Consider the following 16,065-nt stretch of genomic DNA (forward strand, 5'->3'; position numbering starts at 1 on the left):
GGGGTCAGCGGATCCTCTCGAGCCGGGCGGACATGGTGGGGCGCAGCGGCTGGTCGCCGGCCGCGCGGTCGACGGCGTAGAGCAGCGCCCCGTCGACGATGCCGTAGAGCCGCTTGGCCCGGCTGGTGTCGGGGTGGTCGGGGGTGCGGGCCAGGACGTCGGTGTCCAGCTCCCAGCTGGTCGTCGTCCGGGCGGTGCCGACGTAGATCTCCACCAGCCCGGCCGGGGAGCTGACCAGCAGCTCGACCTCGTCGCCGTCCCGCGGGCGGAGGAAGCCGGACTCCCGCTGGTCGGGGCCGACGACCCGGCCGTCCTCGCCGATCCGCCAGGTCCGCGACTCGTAGGTCAGGAAGTCGCGCCCGTCGTGGGCGAACCGCACCCACTGGCCGAAGCGGTGGTCGCCCTCGGCGCCGGCGGCCTGCCCCTCGCCGTGCCACTCGCCCAGCAGCGGCAGCACCGACAGCAGCTCGTGGGCGACCTCCGGGCCCTCACGGACGTCGACGGTGTCGACGACCGGCAGCTCGGTCGGGCCCTGGACCGGGCCGGTGGGCAAGCCGGGCGGGACGGGGGCGCTCATCGCGTGCGCTCCGGTCGGCGATCGGAGCGCGTCGCCCGCCACGCGGAGGCGGCGAACCCCAGCGCGGCGAGCCCGGTGAGGGTGATGAGCACCCAGGCGGAGACCAGACCCATGCCCGTCACGGTATCCGCGCCCCCCTCCCCGGGCAGTCGGTGCCCCGGGTCAGACCGGCACCCCCGCCCCGACGGTCGCCCGGACGACGTCGTCCCAGGGCGTCGCGGACAGCCCGAACACCGCCGTCGTCTCGGCGGCGTCCAGCACGTACTCCTGGTCCCACTGGTGCCGGATCGCCACGATCTCGCGCATCAGCGGGACGGCGAGCCCCGCGGCGCGCAGCACCGGCCAGGGGGTGCCGCTGACCTTCGCCGGTGGTGCGCCCATCGCCCGGGCCAGATCGGTCAGCGCCTGCCGTTGGGTGCGCGGCGCCGGGCTCGGCACGTGCCACGCGCGACCCCAGGACCGGTCGTCGCTGCCCAGTTCGACCAGGGTGGCCGCGGCGTCTGGCACGTGGGTCCAGCTGCGCGGGACGTCGGGGTCGCCGATCACCCAGGCCCGCCGGCCACGACGCAGGGTGTCCAGCTGACGGACCAGGTGCGACTGTGCGGCGGGGATGCCGGGCCCGACGAAGTCCGAGGCGCGGGCCTCGGTGACCCGCACCCGGCCGGCCTGCTGCGCGGCGAGCGCGTCCGCCCACATCTGCGCCCGCAGCCGCCCCTTGACGTCCGTGGCGGCCAGCGGGGTCTGCGGCGTCATCGGCCCTGCCGGACGCCCGTACCCGTAGAGGTTGCCCATCATGACCAGCCCGGCGCCGGAGCGCTCGGCTGCGGTCAGCAGCGCGGTGGCGATCGGCGGCCAGTCGCGGGCCCACGTCGTGTAGTCCGGCGGGTTGACCGCGTTGTAGAGCACGTCGGCCCGCCCGACGGCGCGCACCAGTGCCTCGGCGTCCGCAGCGTCGGCGGGAACGTGCCGCACCGCGTCGGTGCTGGTGCCGCCGCTGCGCGAGAGGACGACCACCTCGTGCCCCTGCTCGGCCAGCAACCGGGCCGTCGTCGAGCCGACCGGGCCCTTGCCGGCCACCACGTGTCGTGCCATCTCGATCTCCTCGCTCCTGGGAGAGCACCGCTCTCGGACGGCTCTGACGGTGCTCGCTACCGCCAGCGCTGTCAAGAGCACTGCTCTCGATTGCGAGCACTGATCTGCAATGCCATGCTGCGCCGGTGCCCCCGACCGCCCGCGAACGCGCCCGCGCCGAGCTCACCGCCGAGATCACCGGCCTGGCCCGCGCCCAGCTGGCCACCGTCGGTGCCGCCGGCCTGTCGCTGCGCGCCGTCGCCCGCGAGCTGGGGATGGCCTCATCCGCGGTGTACCGCTACTTCCCCAGCCGCGACGACCTGCTGACCCGGCTGATCATCGACGGCTACGACGACCTCGGGGCGGCCGCCGAGCAGGCCGACGACCCGGCGGCGCCGCCGATGCAGCGCTGGCTCGGCATCTGCCGGGCCGTGCGCGGCTGGGCGCTGGCCCACCCGCACGAGTACGCCCTCCTGTACGGCTCGCCGGTGCCCGGCTACCGCGCTCCCCGGGACACCGTCCCGGCGGCTGTCCGGGTCGGCGCCGTCCTCGGCGGGGTCCTCGGGGACGCCGCCCGGGCCGGGTTGCTCCCGCCGGCGACCGGCCGGCCGACCGGCGCGATCAGCCCGGACGTCACCCCGCTGCTGGGCGGGGAGCACCCCGCCCTGGACGACGCCGTGCGGGGCCGGGGACTGCTGGCCTGGAGCAGCGTCTTCGGCACCATCAGCTTCGAGCTCTTCGGCCACCTCACCGGCGCCGTCACCGACCCGGACGCGTTCTTCGACGACGCGATGCGCAGCCTCGCCGGGCTTGTCGGCCTGCCGGAGGGCTGAGCGTGCCGTTCACCGGCAGCCACCCCGCCGCCGTCCTGCCGTTCCTGCGCACTCCGCTGCCCGCCTCGGCGCTGGTTGCCGGCAGCATCGCCCCCGACCTGCCGTACTACGCGCCGGTGCACCCCGGGTTCGCCACGCACACCACGCTCGCCGTGCTGACCGTGGACCTGCTGCTCGGCGCGCTGCTCTGGGCACTGTGGCACGGGCTGCTGTCCGGGCCGGCGCTGGAGTTCGCCCCCGCAGGTGTCCGAGGCCGACTGGACGACGTGCGGCCGGGGCTGGGCCGGCGCCTGCGCACACCGCGGCAGGCAGCGCTGGTCGTGGCGGGGCTGCTGGTGGGCGCCGCGACGCACGTGCTGTGGGACGAGTTCACCCACCCCGGCCGGTGGGGCACCGAGCACGTCGCCCTGCTGCGGGGCTCGTGGGCCGGCCTGCCCGCGCACCGGTGGGCCCAGGAGGGCAGCGGCGTGCTCGGGCTCCTGCTCCTGCTCGGCTGGCTCGCGTGGTGGTGGCGGCGGTCGGCTCCCGTCCCAGCCACGGGACGGTCGGCCTGGTGGGCACCCTGGCTGGCCGTGGTGGTGTCCGGCCTCGTCGGCGGGCTGACCGCCCTCCCCGGCGCGGCCGACGCGCGATCGGCCGCGGTCGAGGCCGCCTTCCGCGGTGGGGGCGTGGCGGCGGCGAGCGCGCTGACCCTGGCCCTGGCCTCGTGGGCGGTCAGGTGGGCACGGACGAGCGCCCGCCCCGGCCGGAGCCGGGACGGGCGCTGATCGCGACCACCCCCGAGGGGCGTGCCGTCAGGAGATCGCGAGGGTCGTCTCGTTCAGGCCGACCTCGGCGTCGATGGCACGCTCGGCGCGCCCGACCGGCGCCAGCGACCGCAGGGTCCACTGCCCCGGCGCGGCGAAGAACCGGAACTCACCCTCCGGGCTGGTCACCACCTCGGCGGTGAACTCACCCGTGGCGTCCAGCAGCCGGACGTAGGCACCGGCCACCGGGGCGCCGTCGTGCCACACCGATCCCTGGATGACGGTCTGGGTGCTCAGGTCGACACCTGCCAGGCTGCCGCCCTGCTTCGGGGCTCCGCACATGTCAGCTCACTTCTCGATCGGGACGCCGACCAGCGAGCCGTACTCGACCCAGGAGCCGTCGTAGTTCTTGACGTCGGACTTGCCGAGCAGCTCGCGCAGGACGAACCAGGTGTGGCTCGAGCGCTCACCGATGCGGCAGTAGGCGATCGTCGGCTTGGCCTCGTCGAAGCCCTGCTCGGCGTAGAGCTTGGCCAGCTCCTCGTCGCTCTTGAACGTGCCGTCCTCGTTGGCCGCCTTGCTCCACGGGATGTTCATCGCCGTGGGGACGTGCCCACCCTTCTGCGCCTGCTCCTGCGGCAGGTGCGCCGGGGCGAGGATCTTGCCGGAGAACTCGTCGGGCGAGCGCACGTCGATGATGTTCTTGCTGCCGATCGAGGCCACGACCTCGTCGCGGAAGGCGCGGATCGACAGGTCGGGCTCGCTGGCGCGGTAGGTGGTGGCCGGGCGCTCCACGGTGTCCTTCGACAGCGGGCGGCCGTCGAGCTCCCACTTCTTGCGGCCACCGTCGACAAGCTTCACGTCGCGGTGCCCGTAGAGCTTGAAGTACCAGTAGGCGTAGGCGGCGAACCAGTTGTTGTTGCCGCCGTAGAGGACCACGGTGTCGTCGTTGCCGATGCCGCGCGAGGACAGCAGCGCCTCGAACGCCTCACGGCCGACGAAGTCACGGCGCAGCGGGTCCTGCAGGTCGGTCTTCCAGTCCAGCTTGACGGCACCCTCGAGGTGGCCGCCGTCGTAGGCGCTGGTGTCCTCGTCGACCTCGACGAAGACGATGCCCGGGTCACCCAGGTGCTCCTGGGCCCAGTCGGCGGTGACGAGCACGTCGCTACGGCTCATGGTGGTTCCTCCATCAGTGGGGGGCTGGCGGTGCGGACGTCGTGCGGTGCGGCGGTACGGAGCCGGTCCCGGTGCCGGTGGCACGGGGTGGCGACGGACGGCGGTCCAGGAGCGGCGGGACGGGGCGGGCACGTCCGGGCGGGGAGGCCCTCAGCAGGCCGGACAGAGGCAGCTGCCGACGCGGCACAGGTCGACTGTGCGGCGCGAGGTCAGCAGGGTGCCCACGGCGCGAGGGTAACGGATCACCGCGACACCGGCGTGTGGGCGTCGACCAGGGCGCTCAGCTCCGCGGAGCTCGGCGCGCCGGTGGACCGCGCGACGACGGCCCCGGAGCGGCCCAGCCAGAGCACGGTCGGGGTGACCCGGACGTCCAGGGCCCGGACGGCGTCCAGGTGGCTCTCCGCGTCGACGTGCACGTGCACCAGCCCCGGCCGGGTGCGCTGCAGCTGCTGCAGCCGGGCCCGGGTGGCCCGGCAGGGGCCGCAGAACGCGGTGGAGAACTGCACGGCGGTCAGCTCGGCGTCGCCCGGGCGCACACCCAGTCCGGACAGGACGGCGAGCTGCCGGTCGTCGGGTGCGGCGGGGGCGTCCATCACCGGGACAACGGGCGGCCGGCCGCAGGGATTCCGCCCGGCGCGAGCCGGGGTCAGCCCTGCAGCACCGTGTCGGTCGCCTCGACCCGGACGTCCACCCCGCCGGCCGCCGGCTCCACGCCGGTCAGCTGCAGCCCGAACGGGAGCGCGGGCACCGCGTAGGAGAAGTCGAGCAGGTCCGCCGCCCGGTCCACGACGACCCCGGGCACGTCCACCCCGGCCGCGGCCGCGGTGTCGACGTCGACGACGACGTCCTGCCCGTCCAGCGCCAGCGTCCCGGTGGCGGTGACCGGGAACTCGACGCCCAGCACCTCCAGCGTCCGGGTGATCCGCAGCCCGTCGCCGTCCTGCTCCAGCACGGTGTCGCCGCCGAGCTGCTGGGCCAGCAGCTCGTAGGAGAGGGTGGCCGTGCCGTCCACCTGCTCGACCGGGATCTGCTGCACCGACCCGGACAGCGCGTCGGAGAGCGGCACCTGCACACCCCGCAGCGACACGTCGGCCCGGGTGCCCGCCGGCTGCCCCAGCTCCTCGGCGGTCAGGCTGATCCGCACGTCCTCGTACCGGCCCGCGACCGCCTGGGTGAGGAACGGGAACCCGGTGATGTCCACCTCCGGGGTGCCGGCGAGCCCGCCCCGGTCGGCGAGCTGCTCGGCGACCCGTCCCTCGGCCACCCGCACGCCCACCCGGTCGGCGACCACCAGCAGGCCGACGACGATCACCAGGGAGATCAGCAGCGCCTTCACCCTGCCGAGTGTGCCCGCCCGGTCAGCCCGTGCCGTGCACCGCGAGGGCGTAGGCCACCGGCGCGGCGGCGGCCAGCGGCAGGACCGCCTGCACCACCGGCAGCGCCCAGGTGCGCTCGCCCCGTTCCACCGCGACGTAGGACGCCGCGAGGGCCACCAGGGCGGCCACCCCGCCCAGCGCCGCCCCGTAGATCGCCGCCGACAGCGCGTCCAGCAGCACGCCCTCGGTGCGCCGCAGCACCGCGACCACCACGGCGGCGGCCACCGCGAGCCCGAGGCCGAGCAGCCCCCGCGGCACGTCCGGGGCGATCTGCGGCCGGGGCAGCACCAGGTCGACCAGGTGACCGACCAGCAACGCGGCGCCCACCGCCAGCACCGCCGTCCCGACCGCCCGACCACCGCCGTCCAGCCGGCCCACGGCCAGCAGCACGGCCAGCGCGCACACCGAGCCGAGCAACAGGACGACGCCGGCCAGCGAGGCCACCAGGTAGAGCCGGGGCGCCGGCCGGGTCATCTGGTGCACGACGGCGGCCAGGAAGCCCAGGCCGAGCACCGCCAGCACGACGTCCAGCTGGGGACGGTCGGGCAGCAGCAGCGCCAGGTCGGCGCCGACGGCGGCGACCGCGCCCAGCGCGAGTGACCCGGCGAAACCGCGGATCCCGGTGGCCACCACCCACCCGGCGACCAGCGCCAGCTGCAGGGTGAGCACCGCGGCCACCCGGCCGGCGTCGCCGAGCAGCGCCGGCAGCCCGGCTGCGACCAGCACCAGGACGACGACCGCACCGGCGGCCGGCAGGTGGTGGACGCGCGGCGACATCGTCGGGTGCACGTCGGCGTCGCTCACCCTGGGATCGTCGCAGAGAGAGCCGGGCCGGCCGGGACCGTGCGCCCGCCCGTGTCGCCGGCGCCGACCGCGGTCACCGCCCACCGGCCGATCCGGTGGGCCAGCGCCGCTGTCATGCCGCTCTCCGCGTGGCCCGTGTCCGGCTCCAGCCAGACGGTCGCCGCCGGCCCGGCCGCCTGGGCCAGCGTCCGGAAGTGCTCGACCGGGAAGTACTCGTCACGGTCGCCGTGCACCAGGAGCAGCGGCAGCGGGGCGATCGCGCTGACCAACTGCACCGGCGCGGCGGGCACCGTGGCCCACGGGACGTCCAGCCGGAGCCCGAGCAGGGCTGCACCCAGCCGGCGGCCCACCGTCGTCTCCAGCAGCCAGTGCACCCGGCGCATCGGCCGGGTGTCCCGCACGTACCAGCGACTCACCGCGCTCACGCTGACCACCGCGTCGGGCCGGTGCTGACCGACCGCGGCGTGGCGGAGCACCACACCACCGCCCATCGACAGCCCGACCGTGACCACCGGCCCCGCCCCGGCGGCGCGCGCCGCGCGCACCGCGGCGTCGACGTCGGCGAGCTCCGGCTCGCCACCGGCCGACGACCCGCCACCGGAGGAGCCGTGCCCGCGCGCGTCCAGGGCCCGCACGTCTCCGAAGGCGGTCAGCCACCCGGCCAGCCGGGCGAAGGACTCCCGGGACACCGAGTGGGTGAAGCCGTGTGCGACCACGAAGGTGGGGTGCCCGGCAGGCACGCCGGGACCGGCCGGGAAGGCCAGCCCCGCCAGCCGCACCCCGTCGCCGCTGCGGACCCGGATGACACGTCCCCCCACGAGAGGGAGGGAGCGGCGGCGCACGTCGGCTATCCTGCCCTCTCACCTCGACAGCGCAGTCGACGGCCTGGGATCACACCCCAGTGAGGAGACGACATGCGACTCGTGCTCATGACCTCGGCCCGCCAGGCGACCACGGAGGTCCTCCCCGCCCTGGGGTTGCTGGCCCACCAGGTGCGCGTGGTGGCCCCGGAGCTGTCCAGCCTGCTCGACGGGGACGCCGGGGACGTCGTGCTCGTCGACGCCCGGCACGACCTCGTCTCCGCCCGGACGCTGTGCTCTCTGCTCGCCTCCACCGGGGTCGCCGCCTCTCTCGTGGCCGTCCTGTCCGAGGGCGGGCTCGTCGCACTGTCCGCCGACTGGGGCGTCGACGACGTGGTGCTCGACACCGCGGGTCCGGCCGAGGTCGACGCGCGGCTCAAGTGGGCGACCGCCCGCCGCCTGGCCGCGGCGACGCCGGCCGACGGTGCCGACGGCGGCGTGACCAAGGCCGGTGAGCTGGTGATCGACGAGCACAGCTACTCGGCCAAGCTCCGTGGCCGGCCGCTGGACCTCACCTACAAGGAGTTCGAGCTCCTCAAGTACCTGGCGCAGCACCCGGGCCGGGTCTTCTCCCGCGCCCAGTTGCTGCAGGAGATCTGGGGCTACGACTACTTCGGTGGCACCCGCACCGTCGACGTCCACGTCCGCCGGCTGCGCGCCAAGCTCGGCACCGAGCACGAGGCGCTGATCGGCACCGTCCGCAACGTGGGCTACAAGCTCGACCAGCAGGTCGCCGACGCGACCGCCGCGGCGAACGTGGCCGCCGGCGACGCCGGCGCGCCGCTGTCCTGAGCCCGGTCCGCTGAGCGCCGACCCGGTCCTCGTCGAGGCGAGCGACCGCCTGCCGACCGCCGCCGTCGCCGAGGTGCAGACGCTGCTGGCCGCAGCGTCGGCCGCCGACGGCGTCCGCCCGGTGTCGGAGGAGGCGGAGCTGCGACTGCAGCACGGCGGGCCGGCCGGCGGCGCCGACCTCACCGCCCGCTCGGCCGACGGCACGCTGCTGGGCTACGCCCGGCTGGAGGTGCCCCCGGGCGAGCCCGAGGCGGAGGCGGAGCTGGTCCCGGAGGCGGAGGCGGAGCTGGTCCCGGAGGCGGAGGCGGAGCTGGTCGTGGCGCCCTTCGCACGCCGGCGTGGGGTGGGCACCGCGCTCGCCACCCGGCTGGAGGCACTGGCCGCCGACCGCCCGTTGCGCGTGTGGGCGCACGGGGAGCTGCCCGGCTCGGCCGAGCTGGCCCGCGGCCGCGGTTACGAACGCGCCCGGGTGCTGATGCAGATGCGCCGTCCGCTGGACGGCGTCGACCCCGACCCCCGGCCAGCACTCCCCGCCGGGGTGCGGATCGCCACCTTCCGTCCCGGCGTGGACGAGGACGCCTGGCTGCAGGTCAACGCCCGGGCCTTCGCCGCCCACCCGGAGCAGGGTCGCTGGACCCGGGAGGACGTGGCCCTGCGGGAGGCCGAGCCGTGGTTCGACCCCGCCGGCCTGTTCCTCGCCTGGCGGGACGAGCCCACCGGCCCCCGCCTCCTCGGCTCGCACTGGACGAAGGTCCACCCGGCCGGTGACGTCGGCCCTGAGCCGGCCGGTGAGGTCTACGTGCTGGGGATCGACCCCGACGCCCAGGGCATGCGGCTGGGCCGGGCCCTCACCGACGTGGGGCTGGCGCACCTGCGCGCCGCCGGGCTGTCCCAGGTGCTCCTCTACGTGGAGGAGGACAACACGGCAGCCGTCTCGCTGTACGAGCGCAGTGGCTTCACCCGGCACGCCGTGGACGTCTCCTGGCGTCGCGCCCCGCGGGGCTGAACGACCGCCGTCGGACCTCCGCGAGCCCGTTCCGGGGGCCGGTTCACCCGTTGGACGTACACCGTCGGCCGAGTCGTGGCCCACGTCTCAAGGGGCGTTCATCCCTCGTTCATCGAGGCACCCGGATCCGTCCACCTGGCCTGCTTAGCGTCCTCGTCGTTCGGTTCCCCCTGCCCGGCTCCGACGTCCGGGCACACCAGCGAAAGGCACTGAGTTGAAGCTCAGCACCACGACGCGCGCCACGGCCGTGTCCGCGGCGCTCGCCGCATCCCTCGCTCTCGCCGCCTGCGGCGCCTCCAACGAGGACAACGGCAACGACAGCGGCTCCGGGAGCGACAGCGCCGAGCAGCTCAGCGGCACCCTCGTCGGCGCCGGCGCCAGCAGCCAGGAAGCGGCCATGCAGGGCTGGCGCGCCGGCTACTCCGAGGTGCAGTCCGGCGTGACGGTCAACTACGACCCGATCGGCTCCGGCGGTGGCCGGGAGCAGTTCCTCGCCGGCGGCACCGACTTCGCCGGTTCCGACGCCGCCCTGGACGAGGAGGAGCTCGCCACCGCCGAGGAGCGCTGCGGCGCCTCGGGCATCTTCGAGCTGCCGAACTACATCTCCCCCATCGCGGTCGTCTACAACCTCGAGGGCGTCGACGAGCTGAACCTCTCCCCCGAGGTCGTCGCCGGCATCTTCAACCAGCAGATCACCACCTGGAACGCCCCGGAGATCGCCGAGGACAACCCCGACGTCGAGCTCCCGGACACCGCCATCACCCCGGTGAACCGGTCCGACGAGTCGGGCACCACGGAGAACTTCACCGAGTACCTCGTCGCCGCTGCCGGCGACGCCTGGCCGCACGAGGCCAGCGGCGACTGGCCGGTGTCCGGTGGCGAGGCCGCCCAGGGCACCTCTGGTGTCATCCAGGCCGTCACGGCCGGCCAGGGCACCATCGGCTACGCCGACCTGAGCCAGGCCGGTGACCTGGGCGTCGCAGCGATCGGTGTCGGCGAGGAGTTCGTCGCGCCGTCCGCCGAGGCCGCCGCTGCGGTCGTCGAGAACTCCGAGACGCTCGAGGGTCGCGGCGAGTACGACTTCGCCATCGAGCTCGCCCGCGACACCACCGAGTCGGGCAACTACCCGATCGTCCTGGTGAGCTACCACGTCGGCTGCATCGAGTACGAGGACCAGGAGACCGCCGACCTGGTCAAGGACTTCATCGGCTACGTGATCAGCGAGGACGGGCAGGACGCTGCGGCCGAGGCCGCGGGCAGCGCCCCGATCTCCGACGCACTGCGGGAGCAGGCCCAGACCGCGGTCGACGCCATCACGGCCGGCAGCTGACAGAGTCGGCGACAAGCACCACGCGGCGGCCCGGAGTGTCCACTCGGACACCCCGGGCCGCCGTGGCACGTCCCAGCCCCCGCAGTCCCCTGCACACCGCAGCACGAACCCGACGGAGCGATCGGTGACCACCACCAGCGCACCTCCCGCGAACCCGCGCCCCAAGCGCCGGCCGGGCGACCGCATCTTCGCCGGCAGCGCCAAGGGCGCCGGCATCCTCATCCTGCTGATCCTCGCCGGGGTGGCGATCTTCCTCGTCACCGAGTCGTTCCCCGCGCTGACCGCGCCGGCCGAGGACGTCCCGGGCGGAGAAGGGCTGGCCTCCTACATCGGCCCGCTCATCTTCGGGACCCTGATGGCGGCGACGATCGCCCTCCTCGTCGCCACCCCGCTGGCCGTTGCCATCGCGCTGTTCATCACCTACTACGCGCCCCGGCGGATCGCCGCCGGGCTGGGTTACCTGATCGACCTGCTGGCCGCCGTGCCGAGCATCGTCTACGGCTTCTGGGGCATCGCCTGGTTCGCCCCGCGGCTGGTCCCCTTCTACCAGTGGCTCGAGGAGAACCTGGGCTTCATCCCGCTGTTCGCCGGGCCGGCCTCGGCCACCGGTCGCACGATGCTGACCATCGGGCTGGTGCTCGCCGTGATGATCCTGCCGATCATCAGCGCGATCTCCCGCGAGGTGTTCTCCCAGGTGCCCTCGCTGCACCGGGAAGCCGCCCTGGCGCTCGGCGCCACCCGCTGGGAGATGATCAAGATGGCGGTGCTGCCCTACGGCAAGTCCGGCATCATCGGTGGAGCCATGCTGGGCCTGGGCCGCGCGCTGGGCGAGACCATGGCCGTGGCCATCATCCTCTCCGGCTCGGCCGCCGGGATCACCTGGGCGCTCATCTCCAGCGCCAACCCGCAGACGATCGCAGCGAACATCGCCCTGCAGTTCCCGGAGTCCACCGGGCTCGCGGTCAACACCCTGATCGCCAGCGGCCTGGCGCTCTTCGTGATCACCCTGCTGGTGAACATGCTCGCCCGGTGGGTCGTCAACCGCCGGGCCGACTTCTCCGGAGCGAACTGATGAGCACCTCCACGCAGCAGCCGAGCACCGGGTCCGACGCGCCGGTCTCCGCACCCCCGCCCGGCGGGCACCGCACGCTGCCGACCTGGGTCACCTGGGCGGTGTTCGCCGCCGCCGCAGTGGTCGCGGCGGGGATCGCACTGGTCACCAGCTGGAACATCGTGCTGTTCGTCATCTACACCGTGGTGCTGGGCACGGTGGCCAACTACGTGCTCTCCCGGGCGGTCGAGGGTCACCGCAAGGCGACCGACCGGCTGGTCACCTGCCTGGTGGGCTGCGCCTTCGGCATCGCCCTCGTGCCGCTGCTGTCCCTGGTCTACGAGGTGGTCCGCCGCGGCGCCGAGCGCTTCGACGGTGAGTTCTTCAGCGCGTCGCTGGTCGGCGTCATCGGCGAGGGCGGGGGCGCGTACCACGCTCTGATGGGCACGCTGATCATCACGCTGCTCACCACGCTGATCTCGGTCCCGATCGGTCTGATGACCGCGATCTACCTGGTCGAGTACGGCACCGGCCGGCTGAAGAAGTCGATCACCTTCCTGGTCGACGTGATGACCGGCATCCCCTCGATCGTCGCCGGCCTCTTCGCCTACGCCCTGTTCGTGCTGGTCTTCGGCCCGGGCGTCCGGCTGGGCATCATGGGCGCGGTCGCGCTGTCGGTGCTGATGATCCCGGTGGTCGTGCGCTCCTGCGAGGAGGTGCTCAAGCTCGTGCCCAACGAGCTCCGCGAGGCCGCCTACGCCCTCGGGGTGCCCAAGTGGCGCACGATCCTCAAGGTGGTCATCCCCACCTCCATCGCAGGGCTCGGCACCGGCATCACCCTGGCCATCGCCCGGGTGGTCGGCGAGACCGCCCCGCTGCTGATCACCGTCGGCATCACCAACGCCATGAACTTCAACGCGTTCGACGGGCGCATGGCGACGCTGCCGGTCTACGCCTACTACCAGCTCACCCAGCCGGGCGTCCCACCGCAGTTCGCGATCGACCGGGCCTGGACGGCAGCCCTTCTCCTCATCATCCTGGTCATGGCGCTCAACGTCGTCGCCCGCCTGATCAGCCGCTTCTTCGCACCCAAGACCGGTCGCTGACCGACCCGATCCGGAGGATCCCCCTGTGGCCAAGCGCATCGACGTGTCCGACCTGGACATCTACTACGGCAACTTCAAGGCCGTGGAGGGCGTCAACGTCTCCATCGAACCGCGCAGCATCACCGCGCTGATCGGCCCCTCGGGCTGCGGCAAGTCGACCTTCCTGCGGTCGCTCAACCGGATGCACGAGGTCATCCCCGGCGCCCGGGTGGAGGGAAAGGTCGTCATCGACGGGCAGGACCTCTACGGCGCCGACATCGACCCGGTCGACGTCCGCCGTCAGATCGGCATGGTCTTCCAGCGCCCCAACCCGTTCCCGACCATGTCGATCTACGACAACGTCGTGGCCGGGGTGCGGCTGAACAGCGCGCGGATGAAGAAGTCCGACATGGACGACCTGGTCGAGCGGTCGCTCAAGGGCGCCAACCTCTGGACCGAGGTCAAGGACCGGCTCAACCGGCCGGGTTCGGGCCTGTCCGGTGGTCAGCAGCAGCGGCTGTGCATCGCCCGGGCGATCGCGGTGCAGCCCGAGGTGCTGCTGATGGACGAGCCGTGCTCGGCGCTCGACCCGATCTCCACGCTCGCCATCGAGGACCTGATGACGGAGCTCAAGGAGCAGTTCACCATCGTCATCGTCACGCACAACATGCAGCAGGCGGCCCGCGTGAGCGAGTCCACCGGCTTCTTCAACCTCAACGGCGTGGGGCAGCCCGGTCGGCTGATCGAGTTCAACCCGACCGAGAAGATCTTCAGCAACCCCGACCAGAAGGCCACCGAGGACTACATCTCCGGTCGCTTCGGGTGACCCCTCGCTGAGCCCGGACCCCGGTGCCTCAGCTGCAGGCCGACGCGGCCCCGGCCTCCGTGCTCACGGAGGCCGGGGCCGCCGTCGTCGGTACCGGCGTGCCCAGCCCGACCGCCGCGAGGCCCGCGTAGTCCGGGCCGACGACCAGCTGCACGGCCGCGCCCACCTCGTCGGTCTCCAGCAGCACCGAGCCGGGGACGGCGGCGGCCACCGTCCGGGCCGGCTCCAGGGCCGCCGGGCCGTACCGGACGACGGTCCGGGTGACCGCGGCCGGCTCCACGCCACGTGCGCCCACCCGGAACCCGGCAGCCGCCAGCCCGTCGGCGACCTCCGCGGTGCGTCCGGCACCACTGGCGTCGAGCACGTCGACGGTCACCCCGGCCGGCTCCACGGTCACCGTCGTCCCCTCGGGCACCGGGTCGGTCACCGCCGGCTCGGGCACGGCAGCGGCCGCGGGGTCGCCCTCCGCCGGCACCTCCTCCACCGCCGCCACCGGCACCCAGCCCTGGTCGATGACCGCGTCGAACAGCGCACGGGTCGCCGTCGCGTCGACCACCACGGCCGCCTGGTCGCTGCCCGCCGGCAGGTAGCCGACCTGCGCCACCGGCAGCGCCGTCCGCTCCACGGCGTCCGCGTCCAGGGTGCCCAGCGTCGCACCGAGCGCCCGGACGTCGCCGAGCGTGGTCTCCGCATCCACGGTGAACGCGTCCCCGACGCGGGTGAGGAAGCGGGTGAGCGTCCACGGGTCGGCAAGCGTCCCGGCGTCGAGGGCCGAGCGCAGCGTCGAGCTGAGCACGCGCTGCTCCCGCTCGGCCGCCGCAGCGCCGGTGACGTCGGACCCGGCCCCGGCCGCCTCGAGGTATCCGCCGACCTCCCCGGCACCCAGCTCGTGCTGCCCCGCGGGCAACCCCAGGCCGGTGTCCGGCTGCGGCAGGCAGACCGGGACGCCGCCCAGCACGTCGACGAGACCGGGCAGCCGGCTCACGTCCAGGGACAGGTAGTGGTCGACCCGCAGTCCGGTCAGCTGCTGGACCGACCGCACCAGGCAGGAGGGGCCGCCGTCCACGAGTGCGGTCGCGAACGGCTCGGTGACCGGGCCACGGACCGACCCGTCCGGCGTCCGGCAGGTCGGGGTGTCGCTCAGCGCGGTCGGGGGGACGCTCACGAGCACGGCCCGCTCGTCGTCCCCGTCGCCGGAGACGTGAACGACGACCGTGCTGACCGCCGCCAGCCCACTCCGGCCGGGCAGGTCGGTGCCCACGACGAGGTAGGTGCGGGAGGTCTCCTGCAGCTGCGGCGCGAGCACCTCCGGCCCGTCGACGACCAGGGCGTCGACCTCGTCGATCGACTGGTCGACGTAGAAGTAGAGCCCCACGTAGTAGCTGGCCACCAGGCCGAGCAGGGCCGTCAGGACGAGCGCGACGCGGGTCAGCCGGCGGCGGACCGGGCCGGCCGGTGCCCGCGCGGGCTCCACCCGGGCCGCCGTCGCGCCGTTGAGCGGCAGGTCGCGACCGGGGATCGGCGGGATCGGCAGGCTGCGCCGCACGCCCGGCACGGGCACCGAGGGCTGTGCCGTCCCGGCCCCGGGGCCGGGGCGAGCCGCGGGGCCGGCGGCCACCGGCCCATCGGCTGCCGGCCCGACCGACGGTGACGGGCCAGCCGTGGCCGACGGGGACACGGCAGGCGGTGTCGGTGTCGACGGGCGGGGGGACGCCCCCGGGGACGCCACGGGCGCAGGCGCCGGGCGGGCGGGCACCGCCGGCGCACCCGCGGGGCCGGACGGCGGTGGCGACGCAGGTCGCGACGGCACCGGCGACGGCGCACCTGCGCGGGGGGACGCAGGACCGGCCGAGGGGGCCACGGGCGCCTCGGCCGGTACGGGCCGCATGACCGGACGTGGCGGCGTCGAGCCCTCCCCCCCGGAGCCGGCCGCGGTCGCACCGGCCGGCGGCACGGGCGGCGGGGCGACGGGAGGCAGCGGAGGCGGAGCGACCGGAGGCGACGGGGGCCGGGAACCCAGCCGGGAGCCGGCCGGCGGAGCGGCTGGGACCGCCGGAGGCGTCGCCCCGGGCCGGGAACCGGACGGCGGCGCGGCGGGGGGAACCGGAGGTGCCGCGCCGAGTCGGGACGCGGGCGCTGCCGGAGCCGGACGGTCGGGGCTCCGGGGAGCCCGCTCGGGGGCGGAGGACCGCGATCCGGACGCCGGCGTCCCCTCCGGGTCGGTCGTCGGGCCGGGCATCGCGGGCTGCCAGCCGGTCGGCAGCACCGGTGGCGACGGTGCGGCCACCGGGTCGCGACGCACCCCACCCCGGGGCGCCGGGCCGGCCGGCGACGTCCCGCCCGGCACGTCCGGCCGGCCGTCCCGCCCGGTCGCCCTGCCCGACTCGTCCACCGGCTCCTGCCGGCCGGTGGCCTCGGCCTCCCGGCGTCCGGCACGCCGCCGGGGCACGCCGTTGCCCTGCCGGGCGAGCAGCTCGGCCACGGTCAGCGGAGCGGCCGGGGTGTCGTCCTCGGCCCCGCCTCGCGTCGGCT

At 74.7% G+C, this 16,065-nt stretch carries 17 protein-coding genes; 8 read left to right on the top strand and 9 right to left on the bottom strand.

The genetic code is table 11. The features are described from left to right. Positions 1-4 precede the first annotated feature (4 nt). The gene (locus tag HLA93_RS10820) at positions 5-577 is read right to left on the bottom strand and encodes an FABP family protein (protein WP_222194407.1); all 573 of its coding nucleotides are present in this window, start codon (positions 575-577) and stop codon (positions 5-7) included. Between the two features lie 162 nt (positions 578-739). After that, positions 740-1,669: an NAD-dependent epimerase/dehydratase family protein gene (locus tag HLA93_RS10825; protein WP_246626401.1), complete on the bottom strand. Its 930-nt coding sequence runs from the start codon at positions 1,667-1,669 to the stop codon at positions 740-742. 125 nt (positions 1,670-1,794) lie between these two features. On the opposite strand from HLA93_RS10825, the gene HLA93_RS10830 reads away from it, so the two are divergent. After that, entirely contained in the window at positions 1,795-2,481 is a 687-nt protein-coding gene (locus HLA93_RS10830; protein ID WP_222194408.1) for a TetR/AcrR family transcriptional regulator, read from the top strand. 2 nt (positions 2,482-2,483) lie between these two features. After that, a complete protein-coding gene (locus tag HLA93_RS10835) occupies positions 2,484-3,248 on the top strand; it encodes a DUF4184 family protein (protein ID WP_222194409.1) in 765 nt (254 codons plus the stop codon). A 27-nt stretch (positions 3,249-3,275) separates the two neighbouring features. On the opposite strand, the gene HLA93_RS10840 is transcribed toward HLA93_RS10835, so the two are convergent. The 6 genes from HLA93_RS10840 to HLA93_RS10865 all read right to left on the bottom strand — a co-directional run bounded on the left by HLA93_RS10840 (position 3,276) and on the right by HLA93_RS10865 (position 7,401). Beyond that, complete coding sequence (locus HLA93_RS10840) at positions 3,276-3,569, bottom strand: DUF1416 domain-containing protein (protein WP_222194410.1); 294 nt, start codon at positions 3,567-3,569, stop codon at positions 3,276-3,278. Positions 3,570-3,575: 6 nt separating this feature from the next. Next, complete coding sequence (locus HLA93_RS10845) at positions 3,576-4,403, bottom strand: sulfurtransferase (RefSeq protein WP_222194411.1); 828 nt, start codon at positions 4,401-4,403, stop codon at positions 3,576-3,578. A gap of 242 nt (positions 4,404-4,645) precedes the next feature. After that, complete coding sequence (locus tag HLA93_RS10850; protein WP_222194790.1) at positions 4,646-4,996, bottom strand: thioredoxin family protein; 351 nt, start codon at positions 4,994-4,996, stop codon at positions 4,646-4,648. Between the two features lie 53 nt (positions 4,997-5,049). Further along, the gene (locus HLA93_RS10855) at positions 5,050-5,739 is read right to left on the bottom strand and encodes an LmeA family phospholipid-binding protein (protein ID WP_222194412.1); all 690 of its coding nucleotides are present in this window, start codon (positions 5,737-5,739) and stop codon (positions 5,050-5,052) included. A gap of 22 nt (positions 5,740-5,761) precedes the next feature. Continuing rightward, positions 5,762-6,583, bottom strand: coding sequence for a hypothetical protein (locus HLA93_RS10860; protein WP_222194413.1), 822 nt, complete (start codon positions 6,581-6,583; stop codon positions 5,762-5,764). Next, positions 6,580-7,401: an alpha/beta fold hydrolase gene (locus HLA93_RS10865; RefSeq protein ID WP_222194414.1), complete on the bottom strand. Its 822-nt coding sequence runs from the start codon at positions 7,399-7,401 to the stop codon at positions 6,580-6,582. The genes HLA93_RS10860 and HLA93_RS10865 overlap by 4 nt, the downstream gene beginning before the upstream one ends. A gap of 96 nt (positions 7,402-7,497) precedes the next feature. Between HLA93_RS10865 and HLA93_RS10870 the strand changes: the two genes are divergently transcribed. The 6 genes from HLA93_RS10870 to pstB all read left to right on the top strand — a co-directional run bounded on the left by HLA93_RS10870 (position 7,498) and on the right by pstB (position 13,533). Further along, positions 7,498-8,235: a winged helix-turn-helix transcriptional regulator gene (locus tag HLA93_RS10870; protein WP_222194415.1), complete on the top strand. Its 738-nt coding sequence runs from the start codon at positions 7,498-7,500 to the stop codon at positions 8,233-8,235. A 49-nt stretch (positions 8,236-8,284) separates the two neighbouring features. Beyond that, positions 8,285-9,241 carry a mycothiol synthase gene (gene mshD, locus HLA93_RS10875; RefSeq protein ID WP_281425295.1) on the top strand — a complete coding sequence of 319 codons (957 nt, stop codon included), beginning with the start codon at positions 8,285-8,287 and terminating at the stop codon, positions 9,239-9,241. Between the two features lie 214 nt (positions 9,242-9,455). Next, complete coding sequence (gene pstS / locus HLA93_RS10880; protein ID WP_222194416.1) at positions 9,456-10,571, top strand: phosphate ABC transporter substrate-binding protein PstS; 1,116 nt, start codon at positions 9,456-9,458, stop codon at positions 10,569-10,571. Between the two features lie 124 nt (positions 10,572-10,695). Next, a complete protein-coding gene (gene pstC, locus HLA93_RS10885) occupies positions 10,696-11,643 on the top strand; it encodes a phosphate ABC transporter permease subunit PstC (RefSeq protein ID WP_222194417.1) in 948 nt (315 codons plus the stop codon). After that, positions 11,643-12,728 carry a phosphate ABC transporter permease PstA gene (gene pstA / locus HLA93_RS10890; protein WP_222194418.1) on the top strand — a complete coding sequence of 362 codons (1,086 nt, stop codon included), beginning with the start codon at positions 11,643-11,645 and terminating at the stop codon, positions 12,726-12,728. Before pstC ends, pstA begins: the two co-directional genes overlap by 1 nt. A gap of 25 nt (positions 12,729-12,753) precedes the next feature. Further along, on the top strand, positions 12,754-13,533 hold the full coding sequence (gene pstB, locus HLA93_RS10895) for a phosphate ABC transporter ATP-binding protein PstB (RefSeq protein WP_222194419.1): 780 nt from the start codon (positions 12,754-12,756) through the stop codon (positions 13,531-13,533). Between the two features lie 28 nt (positions 13,534-13,561). Here pstB and HLA93_RS10900 read toward each other — a convergent pair whose 3' ends face one another. Continuing rightward, the gene (locus HLA93_RS10900) at positions 13,562-15,151 is read right to left on the bottom strand and encodes an LCP family protein (protein WP_308128059.1); all 1,590 of its coding nucleotides are present in this window, start codon (positions 15,149-15,151) and stop codon (positions 13,562-13,564) included. Between the last annotated feature and the right edge of the window lie 914 nt (positions 15,152-16,065).

It is taken from the genome of Modestobacter italicus (genome assembly GCF_019799965.1).
Lineage (GTDB): Bacteria > Actinomycetota > Actinomycetes > Mycobacteriales > Geodermatophilaceae > Modestobacter > Modestobacter italicus_A.

Coding starts and splice junctions, on each gene's coding strand:
- HLA93_RS10845 (WP_222194411.1), bottom strand. CDS start 4,403: ATGAGCCGTAGCGACGTGCTCGTCACCGCCGACTGGGCCCAGGAGCAC.
- HLA93_RS10840 (WP_222194410.1), bottom strand. CDS start 3,569: ATGTGCGGAGCCCCGAAGCAGGGCGGCAGCCTGGCAGGTGTCGACCTG.
- HLA93_RS10820 (WP_222194407.1), bottom strand. CDS start 577: ATGAGCGCCCCCGTCCCGCCCGGCTTGCCCACCGGCCCGGTCCAGGGC.
- HLA93_RS10850 (WP_222194790.1), bottom strand. CDS start 4,996: ATGGACGCCCCCGCCGCACCCGACGACCGGCAGCTCGCCGTCCTGTCC.
- pstA (WP_222194418.1), top strand. CDS start 11,643: ATGAGCACCTCCACGCAGCAGCCGAGCACCGGGTCCGACGCGCCGGTC.
- HLA93_RS10825 (WP_246626401.1), bottom strand. CDS start 1,669: ATGGCACGACACGTGGTGGCCGGCAAGGGCCCGGTCGGCTCGACGACG.
- HLA93_RS10870 (WP_222194415.1), top strand. CDS start 7,498: ATGCGACTCGTGCTCATGACCTCGGCCCGCCAGGCGACCACGGAGGTC.